This is a genomic window from Pseudoalteromonas sp. L23 (genome assembly GCF_021728455.1).
Lineage (GTDB): Bacteria > Pseudomonadota > Gammaproteobacteria > Enterobacterales > Alteromonadaceae > Pseudoalteromonas.
Genome location: NZ_JAKKCW010000006.1, coordinates 211,265 through 229,172, shown reverse-complemented (window position 1 = coordinate 229,172; position 17,908 = coordinate 211,265). Strand labels below are relative to the sequence as shown.

General features: G+C 44.9%; 21 protein-coding genes and 4 tRNA genes. 22 read left to right on the top strand and 3 right to left on the bottom strand.

The features are described 5' to 3' along the window. The first annotated feature begins 1 nt into the window (after position 1). The 3 genes from L3V43_RS12490 to L3V43_RS12480 are packed head-to-tail and all read left to right on the top strand — an operon-like array spanning position 2 to position 3,099. Entirely contained in the window at positions 2-799 is a 798-nt protein-coding gene (locus L3V43_RS12490) for a thiazole synthase (RefSeq protein WP_237116622.1), read from the top strand. Between the two features lie 34 nt (positions 800-833). After that, entirely contained in the window at positions 834-2,357 is a 1,524-nt protein-coding gene (gene thiE, locus L3V43_RS12485; RefSeq protein WP_237116623.1) for a thiamine phosphate synthase, read from the top strand. Beyond that, the gene (locus tag L3V43_RS12480) at positions 2,350-3,099 is read left to right on the top strand and encodes a HesA/MoeB/ThiF family protein (protein ID WP_237116624.1); all 750 of its coding nucleotides are present in this window, start codon (positions 2,350-2,352) and stop codon (positions 3,097-3,099) included. The genes thiE and L3V43_RS12480 overlap by 8 nt, the downstream gene beginning before the upstream one ends. 25 nt (positions 3,100-3,124) lie before the next feature. Here the strand turns inward: L3V43_RS12480 and asd are convergent, their stop codons facing one another. Beyond that, positions 3,125-3,991 carry an archaetidylserine decarboxylase gene (gene asd / locus L3V43_RS12475; protein ID WP_206473018.1) on the bottom strand — a complete coding sequence of 289 codons (867 nt, stop codon included), beginning with the start codon at positions 3,989-3,991 and terminating at the stop codon, positions 3,125-3,127. Positions 3,992-4,088: 97 nt separating this feature from the next. Beyond that, positions 4,089-5,141, bottom strand: coding sequence for a small ribosomal subunit biogenesis GTPase RsgA (gene rsgA, locus L3V43_RS12470; RefSeq protein WP_010607089.1), 1,053 nt, complete (start codon positions 5,139-5,141; stop codon positions 4,089-4,091). 161 nt (positions 5,142-5,302) lie between these two features. On the opposite strand from rsgA, the gene orn reads away from it, so the two are divergent. The 19 genes from orn to alr all read left to right on the top strand — a co-directional run bounded on the left by orn (position 5,303) and on the right by alr (position 17,469). Continuing rightward, positions 5,303-5,848, top strand: a complete 546-nt coding sequence (gene orn, locus L3V43_RS12465) for an oligoribonuclease (RefSeq protein WP_010607090.1) — start codon at positions 5,303-5,305, stop codon at positions 5,846-5,848. A 323-nt stretch (positions 5,849-6,171) separates the two neighbouring features. Further along, a tRNA-Gly gene (locus L3V43_RS12460) sits at positions 6,172-6,247 on the top strand. A 117-nt stretch (positions 6,248-6,364) separates the two neighbouring features. Then, positions 6,365-6,440: transfer RNA gene (locus tag L3V43_RS12455), tRNA-Gly, on the top strand. A gap of 273 nt (positions 6,441-6,713) precedes the next feature. Beyond that, a tRNA-Gly gene (locus tag L3V43_RS12450) sits at positions 6,714-6,789 on the top strand. Positions 6,790-6,837: 48 nt separating this feature from the next. Continuing rightward, positions 6,838-6,913, top strand: a tRNA-Gly gene (locus tag L3V43_RS12445). 206 nt (positions 6,914-7,119) lie between these two features. Next, positions 7,120-7,461: a 30S ribosomal protein S6 gene (gene rpsF, locus L3V43_RS12440; protein WP_010368810.1), complete on the top strand. Its 342-nt coding sequence runs from the start codon at positions 7,120-7,122 to the stop codon at positions 7,459-7,461. A 38-nt stretch (positions 7,462-7,499) separates the two neighbouring features. Beyond that, positions 7,500-7,829, top strand: coding sequence for a primosomal replication protein N (priB, locus tag L3V43_RS12435; protein WP_010368809.1), 330 nt, complete (start codon positions 7,500-7,502; stop codon positions 7,827-7,829). 11 nt (positions 7,830-7,840) lie between these two features. Then, the gene (gene rpsR, locus L3V43_RS12430; RefSeq protein ID WP_002962753.1) at positions 7,841-8,068 is read left to right on the top strand and encodes a 30S ribosomal protein S18; all 228 of its coding nucleotides are present in this window, start codon (positions 7,841-7,843) and stop codon (positions 8,066-8,068) included. A 35-nt stretch (positions 8,069-8,103) separates the two neighbouring features. Further along, a complete protein-coding gene (rplI, locus tag L3V43_RS12425; protein ID WP_010368808.1) occupies positions 8,104-8,556 on the top strand; it encodes a 50S ribosomal protein L9 in 453 nt (150 codons plus the stop codon). A 419-nt stretch (positions 8,557-8,975) separates the two neighbouring features. Further along, positions 8,976-9,389, top strand: a complete 414-nt coding sequence (locus L3V43_RS12420) for a type IV pilin protein (protein WP_099028967.1) — start codon at positions 8,976-8,978, stop codon at positions 9,387-9,389. Next, positions 9,373-9,831 (top strand): GspH/FimT family pseudopilin, encoded by a 459-nt coding sequence (locus L3V43_RS12415; protein WP_010607092.1) that lies wholly within the window; start codon positions 9,373-9,375, stop codon positions 9,829-9,831. The genes L3V43_RS12420 and L3V43_RS12415 overlap by 17 nt, the downstream gene beginning before the upstream one ends. Next, complete coding sequence (locus L3V43_RS12410; protein WP_010607093.1) at positions 9,822-10,244, top strand: prepilin-type N-terminal cleavage/methylation domain-containing protein; 423 nt, start codon at positions 9,822-9,824, stop codon at positions 10,242-10,244. Before L3V43_RS12415 ends, L3V43_RS12410 begins: the two co-directional genes overlap by 10 nt. Continuing rightward, entirely contained in the window at positions 10,241-10,729 is a 489-nt protein-coding gene (locus tag L3V43_RS12405; RefSeq protein ID WP_010607094.1) for a prepilin-type N-terminal cleavage/methylation domain-containing protein, read from the top strand. Before L3V43_RS12410 ends, L3V43_RS12405 begins: the two co-directional genes overlap by 4 nt. A gap of 4 nt (positions 10,730-10,733) precedes the next feature. Next, complete coding sequence (locus L3V43_RS12400; RefSeq protein WP_237116625.1) at positions 10,734-12,470, top strand: polymer-forming cytoskeletal protein; 1,737 nt, start codon at positions 10,734-10,736, stop codon at positions 12,468-12,470. Between the two features lie 421 nt (positions 12,471-12,891). Then, complete coding sequence (locus tag L3V43_RS12395; RefSeq protein WP_010607096.1) at positions 12,892-13,443, top strand: RNA polymerase sigma factor; 552 nt, start codon at positions 12,892-12,894, stop codon at positions 13,441-13,443. Beyond that, the gene (locus L3V43_RS12390; protein WP_010607097.1) at positions 13,436-13,915 is read left to right on the top strand and encodes a hypothetical protein; all 480 of its coding nucleotides are present in this window, start codon (positions 13,436-13,438) and stop codon (positions 13,913-13,915) included. Before L3V43_RS12395 ends, L3V43_RS12390 begins: the two co-directional genes overlap by 8 nt. A 10-nt stretch (positions 13,916-13,925) precedes the next feature. After that, complete coding sequence (locus L3V43_RS12385; RefSeq protein WP_237116626.1) at positions 13,926-14,864, top strand: DUF4097 family beta strand repeat-containing protein; 939 nt, start codon at positions 13,926-13,928, stop codon at positions 14,862-14,864. 123 nt (positions 14,865-14,987) lie between these two features. Then, the gene (dnaB, locus tag L3V43_RS12380; RefSeq protein ID WP_010368799.1) at positions 14,988-16,367 is read left to right on the top strand and encodes a replicative DNA helicase; all 1,380 of its coding nucleotides are present in this window, start codon (positions 14,988-14,990) and stop codon (positions 16,365-16,367) included. 19 nt (positions 16,368-16,386) lie between these two features. Then, positions 16,387-17,469, top strand: a complete 1,083-nt coding sequence (gene alr / locus L3V43_RS12375; RefSeq protein WP_010368798.1) for an alanine racemase — start codon at positions 16,387-16,389, stop codon at positions 17,467-17,469. 4 nt (positions 17,470-17,473) lie between these two features. On the opposite strand, the gene L3V43_RS12370 is transcribed toward alr, so the two are convergent. After that, complete coding sequence (locus L3V43_RS12370; protein WP_237116627.1) at positions 17,474-17,905, bottom strand: secondary thiamine-phosphate synthase enzyme YjbQ; 432 nt, start codon at positions 17,903-17,905, stop codon at positions 17,474-17,476. Positions 17,906-17,908 lie beyond the last annotated feature (3 nt).

Below are 17,908 nucleotides of genomic sequence, written 5' to 3'. Positions count from 1 at the left end.
CATGCAGTCTTTGACTGATACTAAGCTCACTATTTATGGTGAACAATTTACTAGCCGCATGTTAATTGGCTCAGCACTTTATCCTTCTCCAGAGGTAATGCAGGCGGCTATCGCCACCTCGGGTGCTGAAATTGTTACTGTGTCGCTGAGACGCCAGCAAACTAAGCAGGCGGGTGATGACTTTTGGTCGCTTATCAAAGAGATGGGACTACGAGTCTTACCAAACACGGCAGGCTGTCACAGCGTAAAAGAAGCGGTGACCTTGGCGCAGATGTGCCGGGAAGTGTTTGCCACGGATTGGATTAAACTTGAGCTCATTGGTGATGAATATAACTTACAGCCAGACCCAATTGCATTGCTCGAAGCCACCGAAATTTTGCTAAAAGACGGGTTTAAGGTATTGCCTTATTGCACTGATGATTTGGTGCTGTGTCAGCGTTTAGATGCGCTTGGTTGTGAAGTTTTAATGCCTTGGGGCGCACCAATTGGTACTGGAAAAGGGCTGTTAAATCCATATAACCTGCAAACTATTCGCACACGTTTGCCCCATCAAACCTTGATTGTCGATGCGGGACTCGGCTTGCCGTCTCACGCTTGCCAAGCTCTAGAGCTGGGTTATGATGCAGTACTATTGAATTCGGCAGTGGCAGGGGCGGGTTGTCCTATCACCATGGCAAAAGCGTTTGAAGCCAGCACGATTGCAGGGCGTCTGTCTTATTTGGCAAAAGCAATGCCACAAAAAGAGGTGGCATCACCTTCTACGCCAACCTTAGGCATGCCTTTTTGGCACGTAAACTAACTTGAATTGCGGATAACTACATAAGGAGTTCTCTTTGTCACACATCGTTTGGAGTATTGCGGGTTCTGATTCTGGCGGCGGCGCTGGTATTCAAGCGGATATCAAAGCAACGCAGAGCTTTAATGTTCATTGTTGTACCGTAGTAACTGCGTTGACGGCGCAAAATAGTTTAGGGGTGGAAGCGTTAAACCCGGTATCGACCACGGTTATCGACTCTCAGCTAACGGCGCTTTCGCAAGATATGCCTGCAACGGTGATAAAGATTGGCATGCTCGCCAATGTTCAGCAGATCCAACTGATTGCTGAACACCTCGAGCATTATAAAGCAACATGGGAAAAGCCGCCGCTTGTGGTTTATGACCCAGTAGCTATTGCGACGAGTGGGGATTCATTAACCGAAGAAGACACGGTGGATGCGTTAAAAACCCATTTATTACCGCTGGTGGATATCATTACACCCAATACACACGAAACTCAGCTGCTGACAGGCGTGTATTTGATAGGTCCTGATGCGGTAAAAGAGGCTGCTGCCAAATTGCGTGAATTCGGTGCAAAGTCGGTGATCATTAAAGGCGGTCATTGGGATTACCCAAAAGGCTACTGCATTGATTATGGCTTAGCGGATGATACCGAGTATTGGCTTGGCAATGAGAAAATTCAAACACCGCATAGCCATGGTACTGGGTGTAGTTTATCGTCAGTGATCGCGGCATGTATGGCCAAGGAGTATCCATTTAAAGATGCTTTTATTCTCGCTAAAGCATACATCAATGCAGGGCTAAAAGCGGCGATACGTTATGGCGAAGGTGTGGGGCCTGTTGCGCATACGAGTTTCCCAATTGATCTCAATGATTACCCACAAGTGATAGAGGCGGGCTCTTGGCTTGCTGATGAACTAGAGTTTGCATTACCTGAGGAATTTAATTTTGCCGCAGGCTTTGCCAACATTGACGACCCTATTGGGCTTTATGCCGTGGTAAACAGCGCTGATTGGGTGGAAAAATGCCTCGCTGTTGGGGTTGATACGGTGCAGCTGAGAATTAAAGATCCAGAGCAAGCTAATCTTGAAGCTGAAATACAAACCGCCATTGCACTTGGACAAAAATACGATGCGAAGGTGTTTATTAACGACTACTGGCAGTTAGCGATTAAACACGGCGCTTATGGAATTCATTTGGGCCAAGAGGATATCGATAAAGCTAATCTTGTTGCCATCCAAGAGGCAGGGCTGCGCTTAGGTATTTCGACCCATGGTTTTTATGAAATGCTCCGGGCACATAATTATCGCCCAAGTTATTTGGCTTTTGGTGCTATCTACCCAACCACGACTAAAGACATGACCGGCCAAATCCAAGGGCTGGAAAAGCTGACACATTTTGTACCTTTGATGCAAAGCAGCTATCCAACCGTCGCTATTGGAGGCATTGATCTTAGTCGCGTGCCTGAAGTGGCTGCAACTGGCGTATCTAGTATCGCGGTTGTTAGAGCTATCACAGAAGCCCAAGACCCAGAGCAGGCTGTACTTGAATTAAAGCAAGCTATGGCGCGACATGACTGAGCTCAATGACAAAGAGCGGCTAAGGTATAGTCGCCATTTGCTGTTAAATGAGGTCGGTGAGCAAGGCCAACTCGCATTGAAACAGGCGCATGTGGCTGTGATTGGCTGCGGTGGGCTGGGAAGCCCTGCATTGTTTTACTTAGCGGCGAGTGGCATTGGTAAGCTTACTTTTGTTGATGATGACGACGTGGAATTGTCTAACTTACAAAGGCAAATTCTGTATAAGGTGAACCACCTTGGTCAGCAAAAAGCCAAAGCAGCAGGAAAGGTGCTGGCAAGTCTCAATAATGAGATCACACTAGTACCAATAAATGCGAGGTTGACCGATAAGAACGTCGCCGAGTTGCTCCGTGATGCCGATATTGTCTTGGATTGCAGCGATAACTTTACTACCCGTTATTTGCTCAATAGGTATTGTCATCAAGTGAGCAAGGTGTTGATCGCTGGCGCCGCGATTGCCACACAAGGCCAACTCATGTGCTTTGATTTTAGGGCTGAGTCACCTTGTTATGCTTGCGTTTTCCCTGAGGGTTCGCAAACACCAGTGGAGAGTTGTGACAACTTTGGCGTCATTAGTCCATTACTGGGTGTGATCGGCGCGCAGCAAGCTTTATTGACCATAAACGTGCTACTTGGACATCACCAAGGAAGCGTATTTTGTACGCTAGATGCTATGAGTTTGCAGCAAAAGCAGTATGGGCTCAGTAAAAACCCCGAGTGTGATTGTTGTGGCTTGAGATAGTTTCAAGCCACTAATACCAATTAGTCTACTCTGCTATTTTTGCGAAAGGGGTACCCATGCGTGTGACGGTCTCTGGGTTTTGGTCATCTAAGAACTCTGCCTTATTTGCTCCCCACGCTAAAATCACGGTAGAACCAAGCTTAAAGCGACCCATCTCTTCGCCTTTTTTCAGCGTTATCGCGTTGTCACCTTCTGCTGGATATGTCCAAGTAAAGACATCTCTTCCGGCTGGTGGTGTCACTGTACCGGCCCAAATCGTCTCAATGCTAGCGACGATAGTTGCACCAACCAATACCATAGAAAGCGGACCAATCTCAGTGTCAAAAATAGCAACAACTCGCTCGTTACGAGCAAATAAATTAGGCACATTTTGCGCGGTAAGTGGATTTACTGAGAATAAGTCGCCCGGTACATAAATCATTTTACGAAGTGTGCCATCAACCGGCATGTGGATACGGTGATAATCCTTCGGTGCTAGATAAATCGTTGCAAACTTACCACCAACATAAGGCGCAACGTCTTCTTCTTTACCGCCTAGCAGCGTCTGTAAGCTGTAGTTGTGACCCTTAGCTTGGATAATTTGACCATCGACGACATCACCAAGTTGGCTGATTGCACCATCAACTGGGTGGGCAAGGATATCGCTATCTTCTGCCAAAGGACGGATACCTGGCTTCAGTGGACGGGTAAAAAACTCGTTAAAGGTTTTGTAGTGAGCTGGATCTTCGTGCAATGCCTCGCTCATGTCGATTTTATATTGTTTGATAAACAGCTTAATTAGCTTTGTGGTTAAGGCGCCAGCTTCTGCTGCGGCAAGCTTACCAACCAAACGAGAAACCGCATGTTTAGGTAATGCATATTGCATGGCAATTTTTAGTTTATCCAAATTCACTTTTAACAGTTCCTAATTATTAGTCTTGTCACTTTCGGTTTTTGTATTGCGAAGTGACTATAGGGCTCAAGTCATTGAGCCAATTTAGCAAATATTATCAGACTCTCGGCGCGCGCGCACCTGCGCGGCCATCAGCCATAGATTCTAAAATACGATGGTAACTTTCAAAACGTAATTCGCTGATTTTACCTTCATCTACGGCTTCACGAAGTAAACATCCCGGATCGTTCAGGTGTTTACAGTCTCTAAAGCGGCAGCCGCCAATAAATTCCCTAAATTCTTTAAAGCACCAAGTGACGCGTTCCACGTCTAAGTGCCATAGGCCGAACTCACGGATCCCTGGGCTGTCGATCAGGTTTCCACCGGACGGCAAGTGGTGTAAGCGCGATACTGTGGTTGTATGTTGCCCTAAGCCGCTATTTTCGGAGACTTCTTTGGTGAGAATATCTGCATTGGGCAGTACCGTATTGACCAACGTTGATTTGCCAACCCCTGATTGACCAACAAAAATATTATTTTTGTCCTCAAGCATGTGTTTTAACTCGTCAATGCCTTCGCCTGATTTTGTACTGACTAACAGTACGCGATAGCCAAGCTCACGATATATATCTAAGACTTCATCAATATATTCGAGGCTTTCTTGGTCAAGCAAATCAATTTTATTGAGTAATAAAATCGGCTCTATCCCCATATCCTCACAAGCGACTAAGTAGCGATCGATGATTTGAGGGGTAAATTCCGGCACAACGGCCGACACCATCAATATTTGGTCAATATTCGCAGCGACAACTTTCACACCGTCATAAAAATCTGGACGAGTGAGTTGCGTGCGCCTTTCATGCACAGCCTCAATTACGCCGGCTAAGTCACCATCACTGACCTTGGCACGACGAAAAATGACTTCATCACCGCAAACTAAGCTTGTTACGGTACGACGGATATTGCAACGCAAAACTTCTTGGTCTGTGGTTTCTATATCCGCATGTTGGCCGAAGCGGCTGATCACCACTGCGGCTTCTGTTGGCCCTAAGTTGTCGTTTTGCCATGAAACATCAGATACTTCTGTCTCTTTCGCTTTATCGATTCGCTTCTGATGATTGGCTCTAATCCGACGGGATTGGCCCTTACTGAGTTTCTTTTTCTTTGCCATGTTTATAATCTGTTTAAGCTTTGGCGTGCAGAGCGTTCAAATTTAGGCTATAAATCAATAAAACGCCGCGCATGGTAAAAAAAGCTTTAGGTCGAGTGTTTAAACTAATATGATATATCTAATTGCATTGGATCTAAAGGAAAGTACCGCTAAGGTAAAGTATGACTTTTCATGAATCAAACTTGATCTGGCTCGATCTAGAGATGACGGGGCTAGAACCGAAAACAGATAAAATCTTAGAAATCGCGACGGTGATCACAGATGGTGATCTCAATGTTTTAGCTGAAGGTCCAGTAGTGGCAATTCATCAAAGTGATGAGCTGTTGGACAATATGGATGAGTGGTGCACCAATCAACATGGTCGCTCAGGTCTGACTGCTCGCTGTAAGGCGAGTAAGTTCACGGAAGCAGATGCAGTTAAGCAAACACTAGATTTCCTTAAAGAGTGGGTGCCGCCAGGTGCTTCTCCAATGTGTGGTAACTCTATTGGTCAAGACCGTAGATTCCTCAACAAATACATGCCAGAGCTAGAAGCTTATTTCCACTATCGCAATTTGGACGTCAGTACGATAAAAGAACTTGCGAGACGCTGGAAGCCTGAGCTACTAGGTGAGATCAAAAAGAAAAGCTCTCACTTAGCACTGGATGATATCAAAGACTCCATCATGGAGCTGAAAGTTTACCAAGAAAAATTCTTCAAAGTTTAAAAAACACTTGCAAAGCAAATTTTATCTTGTAGAATCCTGCCCCGCTTGAGATGACAAGCCTTGCGGGGTTTCTTGAGCATTATTAAAGCAGTATAAGCTCAGCTGTTATAGGTAAAACGCGACCTAGCGTAGTTACCGAACAATACAGAGCTAAATATTGTGATGCGGCACTAGCTCAGCTGCTAAAACGTTAGACGCGACCTCAAGGTTGCGCCCAGCGGAAAACTAAGAGCTATATCGGAATGCGGCACTAGCTCAGCTGCAGTAGGTAATCAACGCGACCTTGCGTAATTACCGACGATATAATGAGCTAACTATGGAATGCGGCACTAGCTCAGCTGGTAGAGCGCGACCTTGCCAAGGTCGAGGTCACGAGTTCGAACCTCGTGTGCCGCTCCAAACACTTGTTTTAGGTGTATAAACTAAAAAATGTGATGCGGCACTAGCTCAGCTGCTAAAACGTTAGACGCGACCTCAAGGTTGCGCCCAGCGGAAAACTAAGAGCTATATCGGAATGCGGCACTAGCTCAGCTGGTAGAGCGCGACCTTGCCAAGGTCGAGGTCACGAGTTCGAACCTCGTGTGCCGCTCCAAACACTTGCTTTAGGTGTATAAACTAAAAATGAAATGCGGCACTAGCTCAGCTGCAGTAGGTAATCAACGCGACCTTGCGTAATTACCGACAATATAATGAGCTAAATATTGTGATGCGGCACTAGCTCAGCTGCTACAGGTAAGGACGCGACCTTGCGTTATTATCGACAACATAATGAGCTAACTATGGAATGCGGCACTAGCTCAGCTGCAGTAGGTAATCAACGCGACCCTGCGTAGTTACCGACAAATCCAGAGCTAAATATTGTGATGCGGCACTAGCTCAGCTGGTAGAGCGCGACCTTGCCAAGGTCGAGGTCACGAGTTCGAACCTCGTGTGCCGCTCCAAACTTCTCAGTTTATATTCGACTGGAAAAATAAAGAATATGATGTGATGCGGCACTAGCTCAGCTGGTAGAGCGCGACCTTGCCAAGGTCGAGGTCACGAGTTCGAACCTCGTGTGCCGCTCCAACTCTCCTAAATATCCTTGTTTTTCAATCACTCTAAAAAAACCTTGCAGATATAGTCTTATTCCACCAACTTTTCATAACAAACTGATTGCTTAATTTTAATGCTACGCGTAAAATACGCGCTCTTTCGGCCTTACTATTATCGTTCCTTGCCTTACCCCGACTGGCCGAAACGGGACAAGGCTATACTAACCGTAAGGAATATCCATGCGTCATTACGAAATCGTATTCATGGTTCACCCAGACCAAAGTGAGCAAGTACCTGGTATGATCGAGCGTTATACTGGTGCTATCACTGAAGCTGGCGGTACTATTCACCGTCTAGAAGACTGGGGTCGTCGTCAACTGGCTTACCCAATCGAAAAGCTTCACAAAGCACACTATGTTCTATTGAACGTTGAAGCACCAACTGAAGTAATCAACGAGCTTGAAACTTCTTTCCGCTACAACGATGCAGTGCTTCGTAACCTAGTTATGCGTACTAAAAACGCGGTAACTGAAGCGTCTCCTCTTGCAAAAGAAGAGAAAAAAGAAGCAGCTTCTGCTTAATCGTTGTTGATTTCGGATTTGACTAACCTTTCGAGGTAATGGTGAGTAATCAGGTTGACCTGTATACCAATCAATATCTGCTTTCGGGCGTGATTTGTAAAACACCTAAATTTAGTCAAAGCCCAGCTGGGATCCCACATTGCATATTTGTACTTGAGCACAAATCAATGCAATTAGAGGCTGACCTAACTCGAAATGCCTACGTGCGTATTCAAGTGGTTGCCAGTGGAGAACAGTTCCGAAACCAAACTGAGCATTTATACGTTGGGCAAGCATTACAAGTTCGCGGTTTTATAAATCGCCACGAGAGCCGAAATGGCTTGAGTCAGCTGGTATTGCACGCACAACATATTGAAAGAATTAATTGAGGAAATTACTCATGGCACGTTATTTCAGACGTCGTAAGTTCTGCCGTTTTAAAGCGGAAGGCGTACAACAAATTGATTACAAAGATCTGGCTACTCTTAGAAACTACGTAACAGAAAGTGGCAAAATCGTACCTAGCCGTATCACAGGTACTAGCGCTAAATACCAGCGTCAGCTAGCAACTGCTATCAAGCGTGCTCGCTACCTAGCCCTTCTTCCATACACTGACTTACACAAGTAAGCAGCTGATTACTAGTTTTTAAAAGGTGTAGAGACATGCAAGTTATTCTACTAGACAAAATTGCAAACCTAGGTAGCCTAGGTGATCAGGTTAATGTTAAATCTGGCTTCGCACGTAACTTCTTATTCCCTAAGGGTAAAGCAGTTCCTGCAACTAAATCTAACATTGAAACTTTCGAAGCACGTCGCGCTGAGCTTGAAGCGAAAATCGCTGAAGAGCTAGTTGCTGCACAGGCACGCGCTGAAAAACTAGAAGCACTAGCTGAAGTAACTCTAGTTTCTAAAGCGGGTGACGAAGGTAAGCTATTCGGTTCTATCGGTACTCGCGATATTGCTGATGCTATCTCTGCAGTAGGTGTTGAGGTATCTAAGTCAGAAGTTCGTCTACCTCTTGGTACTATCCGTGAGACTGGCGAGTTCGATGTAGCTATCCAAGTACACTCTGACGTTACAGCTACGATCAAAGTAATCGTAATTGCTGAAGCTTAATTTTTAATTGAGCTTAAATTAAAAAAGCCGTGTATTTTTGTGCACGGCTTTTTATTCACTTAATTTTCCTAAATGAGCCCGAATTTCGGACAGTAAAAACCTAGTTAATAGATATTCTTAATGCTATTGGTTTTGTTGGTATCCAACTCTTAGGTTGAATTAAGTAACCCCTCGAAGAAAATCATAATAATAATCTTATTCATACCAATTTAAGGTGTGACATGGATGATCCTCTCGCTCAAAGTTTGCCTTATATCAAAAGGTAATACTGTTGTAATGTGGTGTAATAAGTTTCCTTTTTAGAAACTTTCGCTCCATGTTATGTTTACATATTATAGGTTAATCCTTTTCTTTGTCTTTTGTCTGTCATAAAGTGGAATAAAATGACAGCGCTATCAATTTAGTGGTGGAATAATTAAATGTCGGTAAATAAAGGTTTTACGCTTACAGAGCTATTAATTGCGGTTGCAATAGTGGCGATCACAGCCAGCGTGGCATATCCGTCATATGTGGAATACGTTCAGGATGGACGTCGTTCGCAAGCACAACAGCAAATGTTGGAAATGGCAGGTGTGATTGAGCGCATATATAGCCGTAATAGTGGCTACCCTGATGCGAGTTTACTTACAGACCTGCCTGAGTCTAAATTCTACACGTTTAAATATATTCCCACTGATAAACCAAATGGCGCAGTTGGGCAATACCGTAACTTGGGGTATCAATTTACAGCCACGCCAATAGTTGGAAAAGCACAAGCGGCTGATAGGTGTGGTGTGCTAAGTATCAACCACCTTGGTGAACAGGGACCGAAGAACAATGACTGCTGGCAATAGATATTTAGGGTTTACCCTGCTTGAGCTGCTTATTTCCATGGCAATACTTGCAATTTTAGCTTCGATAGCTGCGCCAAGTTTTATAAAGCAAATTCAGCAAGACAGACTCACGACGCATGCTAATCAACTACAGGCGGTATATCGTCTGGCCCGCAGTGAAGCGGTTCGACGAGAGCAGCAGGTGTCACTGGTCGTAGAGGACAGCGACTGGGTTGTGAAAACCAATGAAAATGGCCAATTGACCGAAGTAGGGCGGTTTTCTATTAAACATAGCTCGATAGAAGTGGCACTTGCCGACCAAGTTGTGCGTGAAAGTGGCGAAGTGCTGGCAACAAACAATATATTGATTACCGACAACATTGCCAATACTCAGGATTATCGTTTATGTGTGTTGGTCAGCGGTCAAAGTTGGTTAGCTGAGGCGGAACAAAATTGCAGTTAAGTAAGGGGTTTTCTCTCATTGAGGTCGTGGTGTCGATGTTGGTGGCCGGGTTAATGTTGCTTGGTTTGGCTGCGACGCAGCTTAAGTCATTACAGTTTGCCTCCAATAGCTTTCAATACACAATGGCGTTAATTCATGGTCAAAACGCAATTGAGAGAATATGGCCGTTGTTATGTGAATTGCAACATAACAACAATGATATGACGCTCGCCAATCCACTTATTCAACAGCTGCATCCTGCGGATAGTCGCTTTACGTTAGTGTTGCCTGCGACCTATAGCAATAACATGCAGCTTACGGTGAGCTGGGAAGATAAGCGAGTAAAAAACCCTGCTGAAAACCAAATTTCTTTAACTACCAGTTACCCAGAGGTTGCGGACACTTGTTCTCCGCCGGCAGGAGGGGGCTCATGAAACAGATAAATGGGTATACCTTACTGGAACTCATGGTTGCTATGGTTGTGGGGTTGGTATTGGTTATGGGGATTGCAACGTCGTACACGTCGATAAAAGAAACGGTGACGACAAGCCAGCAGCTTGCAACATCGCAAGAGATTGTTCGCTATACCAATCGAGTGATGATGCGCAGCATCAAGCAAACTCAGGAAGTCCCTACTGTGACGGCGACCGATATTACGATCCGCCAATTGGCAGGGGTCCCCGCTTGTGATGGCAGTGTCCCCATGGTTGACTACACTGAGCGCTATTTTTTACAAGATGGGTATTTAGTGTGCGATCGCGGCACGGGTGATATCAATCTTTTGAAGGGGGTAACTGGACTCACATTTGCAACCGATGCCAGTGGTCAGTTAATTACAGTCACAATACAGGGTAGTAGTTTTCCGACACAATATGGTGCAGGCATACAGATGAATTTTTACGCTGGATTAGGTAGCTAATACAATGAAACAACAAGGTTTTACACTGGTTAAAGTGATGCTGCTCGGCGGCATGGCTAGCGTTGTGGTATTTGCTTCCCTCAAGGAAGGTGTTGTACAAGAAAGATTAAGTGGTAACTTCCAAAAAGACATTAATGCAAGATTAGTGGCTGAACAAGGGATCAGAGAATATCGTCAAAAACTGGATGCGGCGTTAAGTGGCAATCCGCAAGACGTCAATGCGCTGATAAATGGTATAAACAAAACGGGTAGCGGTGCAGTTCCTGATTCGCAATATCAGATCTCGGTTAATGCCAATGGCAATGAGTTTGAAATCGAAAGCTTAGGTCAACGTCATGGTGAGCACGCGAACCATCGGCTAGTTGCGCGCTTTGAGTTACAGCCAGCGGCGAAAGAGTCCATATTCCAAAATGCGGTGACTGGCTGTAAAGGGGTGAATCTATCTGGTAGTGGCTCTGTCGATAGCTACGACTCATCGAAAGGCACTTACGAAGAAACAAAAAGCCATGATGGTGATGTACACACTGTGGTAGGCGATGCAGATGTGGTGCTATCAGGCCACTCTCCGATTAAAGGCGATGTTGAAGCATCTGGTGTGATTTACTTAAAAGGCTCTTCACCGATTTTGGGTGACGTTAGGTCAAATACCGGGGTAGATATTTCGCCGTCATCAAGCGGTATTAGAGTGGAAGGTAATGTCTATAGCCGCGGCTTTTTCACGCATAGAGGCGGAAAGATCCAAGGTTATGTACGTGCAATGGGTGACGCGAAAATGGAGTGGGGCGCTGAGATCCTCAACCAAAATGGCGATGCGTTCGATATTCAATATACTGGCAGCGGTCAATTTAAAGATACTGGCTTGCAAGTTCAAGATGGTGTGCATTACTCCGATGCTAAATTTAGAGTCGCAGACTTAGTGGTTGAACCGGTAAAAGTGTACGATCCAGATTCTCCCGACTATGACCCTGCAAAGCCAAATAAAGAATGTGATCCTTTGGCGTTGCCTTTTAATATGGATAGCATTATTGATCCAAATAACGACTTTTCTTCCTTAAATGTAGGGGCGCAACAAATCTTACACTTTAAACCTAAGCAGGCTGTGTACGAGCGTAATGGCTCAAGTGTGTATGTTGCAAAAGAGCACACCATTTATTTGTTCCAAGGGGTAGATCAGAATCTCGGCACCGCGACAGAGAAAACACAGCTTGCGTTCCCATTTAAAGGGTTGAAGTTAGGCTCTGACGGCAAAATCAAGATCTCTGGTGGCGATGTGATTTGGTTGATTGATGGTGACCTCACATTAACCGGCGACACCCATATCTGGATAGAAAAAGAAAGCTCTTTGACCGTGTTCACCACTGGCAAAGTTTCTATTGGCGCAAGTGCTAAGGTCATTGCTGAGCAAGAAGGCTTAACCAAGAAGAGCAAACTGCCGGTGTTTAGCGTGTATTCTTCTTTTGATGGCCCTAATGGTTTTGTATTTAGCGGCGCATCATCGCTATATGCTGCTATTTATTCACCGTTAACTTCTATTCTGTTAAATGGCAGTGGGCAATTGTACGGTACAGTTCGAGGGGCATCGATTACTGGTACCGGTGGTACAGGGATCCACTTTGATCAAGCATTAAAAAATTCGGGTATTGGTGTACAGCCGCCAGGGCAAAAGCCGACATTGGTCTTTAAGGGCTGGCACTATAAACCCTATCAAGTTGCCGATGAGAGTGAAGCTAATACCAATTGAATTAATTCTCTAATCAATTTGAAGGGTGAAATAGCATATTAGCTTCGTTAAAAATTTCTCATTTAGAACAACTAAATAGCAAAATTTTTGCCTTGCCTATATGGATATAGGTACCTTAGCGGTAGCAGGACGCGAGAGCGGTGCTACTAAAGCTATTTCCCCGCTTCAAGATAGATCATTTACTTAATACAACTGGTATAAAAGCGCTGAGTAACTTTCCTAAGTGGAGCGTTAGGCTCCACTTTTTGCCGCTAAATAAAAAAAGTAAAATTTTTTCAAACCCCTTTAAACCATTTCCGATTTCGCCCGCGTCTAAATAAGTACTTTATAAAAAAGTAGAAATTGGCAATTGAGCGTTGGTGACTTTGTTTGTTCCATTCGATATGCGAAGATGAAGGAATCAACCCAAAGGAACAGACGCATGATAATTAATGCCAAAGAGGCATTTACACAAGAACAAACCGATGCGCTAGTGGCTAGGTGCCAGCAAGGGGATCAAAGTGCATTTCGCGAACTATTTGAGCAACATCATCGTCGCGTATATGCATTATGTCTTAGATTGCTCGCTGAGCCTGCTCATGCAGAAGATGCATGTCAGGAAGTTTTTGTGCAATTGTGGCAAAAGATAGACCAATTTAAAGGGCAATCACAATTTACGACTTGGCTTCATAGTGTGACCAGTAATATTGCTATCAGCTATCTTAGAAAGCAAAAAAACTGGTTACAAAAGGTCGTAAGCTTTGAGCAGTCTGGTCTGGATGAGCAAGGTGCTGAGCAGCTAGGAGAGCTAAATGGCTTAGATAAACTCATTGTCAGATTGCCAGAACGTGCCAGGTTGGTTTTCGTATTACATGCTGTCGAAGGGTATCGCCACGAGGAAATTGCCAATATGTTAAACATGGCCGTAGGGTCGAGTAAATCGCAATATCACCGAGCACGTAACTTATTACAGGAGTGGTACAACAATGACTAAACCATCTTTTGATGAATTTATGCATACCGCACTGAATGACGAACAGTCGCAGCCAAAGCCACAACGTGACTTATGGCAAGGCGTTGAGCGTGCAATCAATCAAGCACAACCGATGCAGCCGCCGAAGCAAAATAATTGGCAAAAGTTATCTGGTATTGCGGCGTGTACTATTGCGGGCTTACTTGCTTGGCAAGTCATTATGAATCAGCCCAAGCAAGACTCACTGGCTAACATTAGCGCTTTTTTTGAGCAGCAAAAGCAGTCTTTACTGGTTCAATATGAAACGCAGCCAGCGCTGACTTCTGATTGGCAGACACAATTGCAAGAGCTCGAGCAGGCGGAACAAGCGATTAAGTTGTCTTTAAAGCAAGATCCTGAGAATGCTGCGCTGTTAAAGATGTTAGCTCAGGTTTATCAGCAGCAACTCGACTTAATCAATAAGGTTCACCAACCTCGTTGGCAACAAATTTAGGAGAATTAGGATGAAAGCATTAATTATTGGCCTAGCGGCGCTACCAGCGATAGTGTTCGCCGGAGAATCTATCGATAAAGAACTGTCGGTTCCTGAAAATGGTAAAGTTGTCATCGAGAATCAGCGCGGTGACGTAACGATAAAAACATGGGATAAAAACGTTTTTAAAGTGACAGGCGAGTTAGACGATAAAGCCGAGGGTTATAAACTAGAAACCTCTGGTGAGGTAACCGAGTTTATCGTGAAGATGCCAAGACGCTATAAAAGTTGGGGCGGTGGTGATGGCTCTAAACTCACCATTTACATGCCTCGTAGCAGTGAATTAAATTTTGAAGGGGTGGTGGTTGATGTTGAAGCTGCTGATTTAACTGCGGGCGCCCGTATCAAAACGGTCAACGGCAATATTAAAGCGAGTAAAATCAGCGGTAAAATTGCATTAGAAACGGTAAATGGTGATATTGATAGTCGTGACTTAGATGGCAATATTCAGTTTGAAACCGTCAATGGGGACATTGAGGATATCGCTTCGAGCGGTAAGCTAAGATTTAACGCCGTTAATGGCGAAATTAAAACGCAAACCACCGCAACCGAGCTGCGCTTAGAAAACGTCAATGGCGAAGTCGAGTTGAAGATGGCTGAGTTAAAAGACTTACGCTTATCTACCGTTAACGGCGAAATAGCAGTATATGCAGCAAAGTTACTGGATAACGCCAATATAAATATGGACAGCGTTAGTGGCGATATTGAGCTTTATTTCCCTGCAGATGTATCAGCAAGGTTTGAAATCAATGCGCATTCAGGTGGCCATATCACCAATGAGCTAAGTTCAGATCAAGTCAAAAAAGCCAAATATGGCCCAGCTCGTTCACTCGAGTTTGTGCTTAACGGTGGTAATGCAGATGTAGAAATCGATACCGTTAGCGGCAATATTGAGCTAAAGCGTAACTAATGAAGCAATAGAGCAGTAAGAATAACAAAAGGCCAGAGTTTCCCCAAACTCTGGCCTTTTGTTATTTGCACTTATGGGTAGACCAGATACAATAGAGGGCCTTCAATTTCTCAATGTTGTGATATGGCTAAACCAGATATACAAGTCGATACCTTAAAAGTTCCACCGCACTCAATTGAAGCTGAGCAATCTGTGCTCGGTGGCTTGATGCTAGATAATGAAGCCTTCGACCGTGTTGCGGAATTGGTGGTGTCTCATGACTTTTATACCAGAACCCACAAGCTGATCTTTGAAGCGATGGAAAAGCTGGTAGAGCTTAGTCAACCTATCGACTTAATCACGATTTCTGAGAATCTAGAAAAGAACAATCAGTTAGAAACCATAGGAGGTTTCTCCTATCTTGCTGAGATTGCTAAAAACACGCCTAGTGCTGCAAACATTGATGCATACGCGAGTATCGTCCGTGAGCGTGCGGTTGTTCGCGAAATGATTGGTGTGGCGAATGAAATAGCAGAGGCTGGCTTTAATCCTGAGGGACGAGATAGCCATGAGCTGTTAGATTTAGCTGAGAGCAAGGTATTTAAGATTGCTGAGCAGCGCACTAAAAGCACTGAAGGTCCGCAGAGTATTCACAGCATCCTAGAGAAAACCGTTGATAAAATTGAAGAACTTTACCAATCTCCACAAGATGGTGTTACCGGGGTAAGTACAGGCTACGGCGACTTAGACAAGATGACAGCAGGACTACAGCCTTCTGATTTGATCATTGTTGCAGCGCGTCCGTCGATGGGTAAAACCACATTTGCGATGAACTTGGCTGAGCATGCCGCGATGACGCAAGATAAGCCAGTACTGATCTACTCGCTAGAGATGCCTTCAGAACAGATCATGATGAGGATGCTCGCCTCACTCGGCCGTATCAACCAAACCAAGGTACGTACCGGTCAATTAGATGATGACGATTGGGCACGTTTGTCATCCACCATGGGCTTACTGATGGAAAAGGGCAAGATGTACATAGATGATGCATCCGGTCTTACGCCAACAGATGTGCGTTCACGCGCGAGACGAATTGCGCGCGATCACGGTGGGATCAGCATGATCATGGTGGACTACTTGCAGCTCATGCGCGTACCGAGCCTTTCGGACAACCGTACGCTTGAGATTGCTGAAATTTCTCGTTCATTAAAGGCACTAGCCAAAGAGCTGCAGTGTCCAGTTATCGCGCTTTCTCAGCTTAACCGTACGCTAGAACAACGTGCAGATAAACGCCCAGTAAACTCTGACTTACGTGAATCAGGCTCTATCGAGCAGGATGCCGACTTAATCATGTTTATTTATCGTGATGAAGTTTACAACGACGATAGCCTAGACAAAGGCACGGCCGAAATCATCATAGGTAAGCAACGTAACGGTCCGATCGGTAAGGTTAGGTTAACCTTCCAAGGTCAATACTCTCGATTCGATAACTATGCGGGTCCAGCAATGGACGACGAATATTAACTGTCAATTGAGTAGTGAAATGCGACTAGCAAGTGCTGAAATCGATTTAACCGCGCTGAGAGAAAACCTACAGCTAACGCAAAAACTGGCGCCAAAAAGTAAGATTATGGCGGTACTTAAGGCCAACGCTTATGGTCATGGTTTGGTTAAAATAGCTCAGCATTTGCAAGATGCGGATGCATTCGCTGTGGCGAGAGTTGATGAAGCGCTCGCGCTTAGAACAGGTGGCATCACTAAACCAATTGTCTTGTTAGAAGGTTTTTTTCATCCTTCTGATTTACCTATTTTACTTGCCAATAATTTGCAAACCATAGTGCATGACATTTCTCAGCTTGAAGCCATTGAGCGTGCTAATTTAGATGCACCGCTCACAGTGTGGCTAAAAGTAGATACCGGTATGCATCGTCTCGGCGTTGAGCCTGAAGAGTTTGAAGCGTTTTATGCTCGCCTTAAGCGATCAAAAAATGTTGCTGATAAAATCCACTTAATGACACACTTTGCTTGTGCCGATGATATCAAAGACAATAAAACCGAAGTACAACAAGTGTTATTTAAGTCTTTGGTTGGTCAAAGTCACGCACCATTGTGTTTGGCAAACTCCGCGGGGATCATAGGTTGGCCTGAATCTCATGGCGACTGGATCCGTCCGGGCCTAATGCTTTATGGCGTTTCACCTATGCTTGCGCGTGTTGGCCAGCAACATGGTTTAAAGCCCGTCATGCGCTTGACTACTAAAGTTATTGCCATCAAGCGGGTGAGAGCACATCAGGCGGTAGGTTATGGCGGACGTTGGCAATGTGAACAGGACACCTATCTTGCCGTTATTGGTGTTGGCTATGGAGACGGTTATCCCAGACACGCTAAAATTGGCACTCCGGTGGTTATTGGTAACCAGCGTTACGGTATAGTCGGCACCGTGTCTATGGATATGATCAGTGTGAATATTGGTGATAATTCTAATGGCATTCAAGTTGGTGAAGAAGTAGAAATGTGGGGACCAAACCTGCCCGTAGAAGAGATAGCGCAATGTGCAGATACGATTCCATATGAGCTGCTGTGTAACGTCACCCCAAGAGTAAGCTACGAATACATCGAAGGCTAAGCGCCTAGCCTTTTCTGTCACCTTGAAGCGTTACGATAACGCGTCTTGCACCACCATGGTCACGATGCTCACCGAGATAAATACCTTGCCAAGTACCTAAACGCAGGCGGCCCTCAGAAATGGGAATGGTTACTTCACATCCTAAGGTGCTGGATTTGATATGTGCTGGCATATCGTCATCACCCTCATAGTCATGGCGGTAGTAGCTTTGCCTCTGTGGTACAAAATGATTAAAGTGGCTTTCCATATCCATACGTACCGTTGGATCGGCATTTTCGTTAATTGTTAGGCTGGCGGAGGTGTGTTGTATAAACAGGTGCAGCAGCCCTAGACGATAGTCATGTAGTTCAGGAAGCTGCGAGATAATCTCGTCGTCTACCAAGTGAAAGCCTCGCTTTCGAGGCTTCAAGATAATTTGTTTTTGAGTCCAACTCATAAA